Annotated in this window: 4 protein-coding genes, 1 tRNA gene and 1 pseudogene; 2 read left to right on the top strand and 4 right to left on the bottom strand. The window is 67.8% G+C overall.

Going from position 1 to position 5,074, the window contains the following annotated elements; all coding sequences use genetic code 11:
• Positions 1–124: 124 nt before the first annotated feature.
• Both sitA5 and D7X12_RS39070 read right to left on the bottom strand, forming a co-directional pair.
• Positions 125–868: pseudogene (gene sitA5 / locus D7X12_RS39075) on the bottom strand (SitA5 family polymorphic toxin); the annotation flags it as partial.
• A 65-nt stretch (positions 869–933) separates the two neighbouring features.
• Positions 934–1,009, bottom strand: a tRNA-Thr gene (locus tag D7X12_RS39070).
• A gap of 301 nt (positions 1,010–1,310) precedes the next feature.
• Between D7X12_RS39070 and D7X12_RS39065 the strand changes: the two genes are divergently transcribed.
• A complete protein-coding gene (locus tag D7X12_RS39065) occupies positions 1,311–2,861 on the top strand; it encodes a Glu/Leu/Phe/Val family dehydrogenase (RefSeq protein ID WP_120630240.1) in 1,551 nt (516 codons plus the stop codon).
• An 85-nt stretch (positions 2,862–2,946) separates the two neighbouring features.
• Here D7X12_RS39065 and D7X12_RS39060 read toward each other — a convergent pair whose 3' ends face one another.
• On the bottom strand, positions 2,947–3,306 hold the full coding sequence (locus D7X12_RS39060) for a PilZ domain-containing protein (RefSeq protein WP_120610806.1): 360 nt from the start codon (positions 3,304–3,306) through the stop codon (positions 2,947–2,949).
• A 187-nt stretch (positions 3,307–3,493) separates the two neighbouring features.
• Here D7X12_RS39060 and D7X12_RS39055 point away from each other — a divergent pair, with 187 nt between their 5' ends.
• Positions 3,494–4,129 (top strand): DUF6066 family protein, encoded by a 636-nt coding sequence (locus D7X12_RS39055; protein WP_120630239.1) that lies wholly within the window; start codon positions 3,494–3,496, stop codon positions 4,127–4,129.
• Positions 4,130–4,143: 14 nt separating this feature from the next.
• Here the strand turns inward: D7X12_RS39055 and D7X12_RS39050 are convergent.
• Positions 4,144–5,074, bottom strand: a 931-nt coding sequence (locus D7X12_RS39050) for a PDZ domain-containing protein (protein ID WP_120630238.1), incomplete at its 5' end; no start/stop codon positions are given.

Here is a 5,074-nt window from a genome sequence, read left to right as displayed (position 1 = left end):
AGGCAGTCCCCCCTGCGCCTGGCCCGCTCACACCAGCGCAGATAGGCGCGCGAAAGCTCGGCGTCGGCCTGGGATACCTCCGCGGTCAGGTGCTCACCGGGGCCGAGCGGGATCATCCGCCGACTCCTGCCTCGCGCAACTCATCGAACGTCACCGCCCGGTCGGCCTCGACCATCAAGAGTCGGAAGCCCTGGACCAGTCCCCAGAACGTGTCGATGCCCACATAGAGGATGACCGCTGCGGTGAGGACCGCCGCCACGCCCTTCGTCATGGGCTCGGGGACGGCCCAGAGCAGTGCGTACGTGGTCGCCGTCCACAAAGCCGCCTGCATCAGCGCCTCCGGGTGGGCCGTGTCCTTGACGGCGTCCCATAGCGCATCCAGCACCGCTCCTTTCGCCAGGGCCATGGCCAGCGTGAAGCGCGCATTCCCCGTGAGGACGGGCCCCTCCTTGAGCAGTCCCAGGCAGTCCCCCCTGCGCCTGGTCCGCTCACACCAGCGCAGATAGGCGCGCGAAAGCTCGGCGTCGGCCTGGGATACCTCCGCGGTCAGGTGCTCACCGGGGCCGAGCGGGATCATCCGCCGACTCCGCACATCGAAGAGATACGACCCGCTCCGGGGGCCCACCTCGAACAGACGTCGGGCCGCATCCTGCGGATGCGAAGACAGTGGGAGGGCCCGGGCCCACCGCGCCACTGCCTCTCTCACCGCGTCGTCATCCAGCGCAATCGCTCCGGTGCCACCTTCCGACCGAGGAACGTGGACGATGGGCGTCGAACCAGCGCCCCTGTCGATCCGGACGACCCGCGTGGTTCCGCTGCAACCAACCAGCGCCCACAGCAGCGACAGCACCAGCCACGGCAGCCGCATGCGAAACCTCAGGGCCGGAAATAAAAAAGGCCGGCTGCCACAGGGGCAACCGGCCTTTTTCTTCTTGGAGCCGACATCCGGATTTGAACCGGAGACCTACTGATTACGAATCAGTTGCTCTACCAACTGAGCTATGTCGGCGCGACGCGTGAAAGCGGCGCGTAAGTACCATCCGGTTTTCGGCCCCGCAAGCAGAATCTCCGCGCCTGCCCGCTGCTTCTCCGTCACCGCCCCTTCTTCGTTCCAGAAGGGCTGACACGCATGACACAGCGCATCCGGTGAACTGACACACCGCGTCGCCTAAGTGTGCGTGATTTCTCCACTATTTGGAGAAATGCCGGACGCCGGAGCGGTTGACCCCCTCATGAGCCTGTGAGCATAAGGGCCCGGCTTTCGCCTGTGGCCCCCACTCAGGGAGGGCCCTCAAGGAGCACGTTCCATCATGGCCAGCGAAGAGACTTTCATGCGCGCCCCGGCCCCCTCGCCCAAGCGCACCATCTACACGGAGGCGATGGAGATCTTCCACTACGCGGCGGATCTCATCGGCCTGGACAAGCGGGTGCGTCTGGAGCTCGAAGAGCCCGACTACGAGCACATCTTCTACGTCACCGCGAAGCTCAAGGACCGGCTCGTCCCCCTGCTCCCCGAGGAGGCCAAGTCCTTCTCCGACCTGTCCGTGACCCAGGTGCGCAACACCGAGGGCCTGGAGCGCCTGGCCAACGGCAACATCATCCTCAACGGCCGCGCCCTGCTGGGCTCCGACGTCGCCATCCGCCACGGCCACCTGCGCCTGCCGGACGGGCTGGTGTACCAGCTGGTCCCCGGTGAGTCGCAGCGCTTCAAGGCCTACCGCGTCCAGCACAACCAGGCCCGGGGCCCCTACAAGGGCGGCCTGCGCTACCACCGCGAGGTGTCCCTGGACCTCTTCAAGGCGCTCGCCGCGGAGATGACCTGGAAGACCGCCATCGCGGAGGTTCCCTTCGGCGGCGGCAAGGGCGGCATCCAGATGGATCCGCGCGAGTACGGCCGCGAGGAGATCGAAGCCATCACCCTGCGCTTCATGTACCGGCTCAAGAGCCTCATCGGGCCGAACATCGACATCCCGGCGCCGGACGTGGGCACCAACCCGGAGATCATGGCGCTCCTGTACCGCCAGTTCTCCGACGGTGAGCGCGAGCGCCACAACCTGCGCGGCATCGTCACCGGCAAGGACGTGCGCATCGGCGGCTCCGAGGGCCGCGGCAAGGCCACCGGCCAGGGCGTCGCGTTCTGCATCGAGGACTACTACGCCGACCGCGGCGAGAGCGTGAAGGGCAAGACGTTCGTCCTCCAGGGCTTCGGCAACGTGGGCAGCCACGCCGCCATCATCCTGGGCAACATGGGCGCGCGCCTGCTCGCGGTGAACGACGCCGACGGCTCCATCTTCAACGGCGACGGCATCGACGTGAACGCGCTGGCCGCCTACGTGGCCGACCCCAAGAACCTCAAGCGCTCCGTCATCGGGTTCCCCGGCGCCCAGCGCATCGAGAAGAAGGACCTCTGGGACGTGCAGGCGGACATCCTCGTCCCCGCCGCCCTGGGTGGCGAAATCACCGCCGACATCGCCGAGCGCCTCAAGGTGAAGCTCATCGCGGAGGGCGCCAACGGCCCCACCACCCCGGAAGCCGACCGCGTCCTGCAGAAGCGCGGCATCGAGCTCATCCCGGACATCATCGCCAACGCCGGCGGCGTGACGGTGAGCTACTACGAGTGGATCCAGAACAAGCGCATGGAGCGCTGGAGCGAGGCCGAGGTCGATCAGCGCCTCGAGCGCGCCATGAAGCGCAACTACCGCATCATCCGCGACATCTCGCGCAACCAGCCGCGCAAGACGGAGATGCACGACAGCCGCCCGTACTGCATCGGCAAGCCGGTGGACAGCCGCTGCGCCGCGATGATCCTCGCGCTCAAGCGCATCGAGGCCCACTACCTGCTCGAAGGCTTCTCGCAGTAGTCGCAGCGTCGCTTCAGTCCGAAGTCCCACGCCCGGGGCACGGTGTCTTCCCTCTTCCAGGGGAAGGGCCGTGCCCCGCGGTTTTTCAGTGCATCACCCGCTCGCGGTCCACCAGGAGCAGCGGCGCGTCATCCATGGTCTCGTAGGCCACGATGCGCAGCCCCACGCCGCGGCTGTTGCCCTGCTGCCCGTCCTTGCGCCCGAAGGCCAACGCCACCTGGTAGCGGACCTCGCACAGGCACGTCATCTCCGTGCCGTCCTCCCCCGCGAACGTCACCTTCAGCTTCTCCCCCAGGCCCAGGGAGTCGCGCACCTCGATGAACATGCCCCGCGCGCTGATGTTGCGGCCAATGCCCCGCATCATCCCGTCCTGGGTCGACAGGTACACCGTGAAGATCTTGTCGAATCGGAGGTGGGTGCGGCGTTCCTGCGGCTGGGTGATCATGACGGGGGGTGCCTCCGAAACAGGGGGTGACAGGGGCAAACTACACCGTAGACAGATGTAGGCAACTTCTCCACCTGCATCTACCCCACCACACTTGGCCTCACCCATGGGAAAGCCCTGCCCCCGGCGCGGCCGGAGTGGCACCATCCGCAGAGCCTCATCCCCCTATTTTCAGGAGTTTCCCTTCGTGAATCGCATCCTGGCCGCTGCCTTTGCCCTCCTTGTGCCCACGCTCGCCCTGGCTGACGTGGACGCGCGCTTCGCGAAGCTGCGCGACGACTCCGAGGCCCTGGGCAGCCTGGGGGCCTTCCTGGAGAAGTACGTGGGCGAGTGTGACGGTGCCTTCGTGGATCCCCAGTGCAAGGCCCAGGCGGAGGCGTTCCGCAAGAAGTACACCGGCAAGAAGCTGTACATGATCATCACCGAGGACGACGCGACCATGCTGTCCGCGGGCGACTTCAACCCCGGCACCAGCGAGTACACCATCAACATCACGCCCTTCTTCGCGGGCGGGAAGTACGCCGTGACGCACGGCGCGCCGAAGAAGACGGACGCGCAGGGCAACCCGGTGATGAACAACCTGGTGGTGAGCGGCACGGCGCCGGACATGTGGAACGGCGGCACCTTCGCGCGCGTGTTCAGCACGCGGGGCGTGCGCGTGCAGGTCGTCTTCACGCCGCAGAGCGTGTGGACGCTGCCCAAGAAGGGCGGCGGGAAGATCTACGGCGTCAACAGCCGCGTCGAGGGCGTGCTCGTCACCGAGGGCCGCAGCGGCGGGCAGATGGGCCTGTGGATCAACGGCAAGGACGCCAACCAGAAGTAGGCAGCAGGCGTCCGTCAGCGGGCGATGGCGATGTACTGGAGCGCGTCGCCCCGCTGCACGCGCAGCAGGATGCTGGCCCCCGCGCTGCCTCGCTCCAGGGCTGCCTTCACCCCGGCGGCGTCCTTCACCCGGCGGCGGTTCACCTCGGTGACGACGTCACCGGCGCGCAGGCCGGACTGCTCCGCCGGGCTGCGCGGGACGACGCCGGACACCAGCGCGCCGAGGAACGCCTCGTAGCCCAGGGGCGCGGCCACCTCCGGCGTCAAATCCCTCAGCACCAGCCCCAGGTCGTTCGTGCTGCTGCCGGCCCGGTTCGCCAGGCCTTCCGTGGCCTCCTGCGCGGGCCGGGCGACGAGCCGCACCGCCACCTCCTGCGTCGCGCCCTCGCGCAGGAGCGTCAGCTTCGCCTCGGTGCCCGGCGCCAGCAGCGCCACCTTCCGCAGCAACTGCAGGTAGCTGCCAATGGGCCGGCCGTTCACCGCGATGAGACGGTCTCCCGGGCGGATGTTCGCGGCGGCCGCGGGGCTGCCCCGGTAGACGTCCTTCACCACCGGCGCGGTGGTGGCGGAGTCCTGGCCGTCCTCGTTGATGACGACGCCCAGCCAGCCGCGCTCCAGCTTCCCGTTCTCCCGCAGGTTGGGCAGCAGGTCCTTCACCAGGTTGATGGGCACCGCGAAGCCGATGCCCTGGCCCTCGCTGATGATGGCGGTGTTCACGCCAATCACCTCGCCCTTCATGTTGAAGAGCGGGCCGCCGGAGTTGCCGGGGTTGATGAGCGCGTCCGTCTGGATGAAGTCGTCGAACTGGCCCACGCCCAGCACGCGCTCCTTCGCGGAAATCATCCCGTGCGCCACCGAGTGGTCCAGGCCGAACGGGTTGCCAATGGCCACCACCCAGTCCCCCACCTCCAGCTCGTCCGAGTCCCCCAGGTACACCGCCGGCAGG

The organism is Corallococcus sicarius (assembly GCF_003611735.1).
Taxonomy (GTDB): domain Bacteria; phylum Myxococcota; class Myxococcia; order Myxococcales; family Myxococcaceae; genus Corallococcus; species Corallococcus sicarius.
Note: the sequence above shows the minus strand (reverse complement) of the source record. Positions and strands in the feature narration are given on the sequence as shown.

What these genes read in the sequence shown, in the direction of transcription:
- D7X12_RS39060 (WP_120610806.1), bottom strand. Translation starts at nt 3,306, where the DNA reads ATGATCACCCAGCCGCAGGAACGCCGCACCCACCTCCGATTCGACAAG.
- D7X12_RS39065 (WP_120630240.1), top strand. Translation starts at nt 1,311, where the DNA reads ATGGCCAGCGAAGAGACTTTCATGCGCGCCCCGGCCCCCTCGCCCAAG.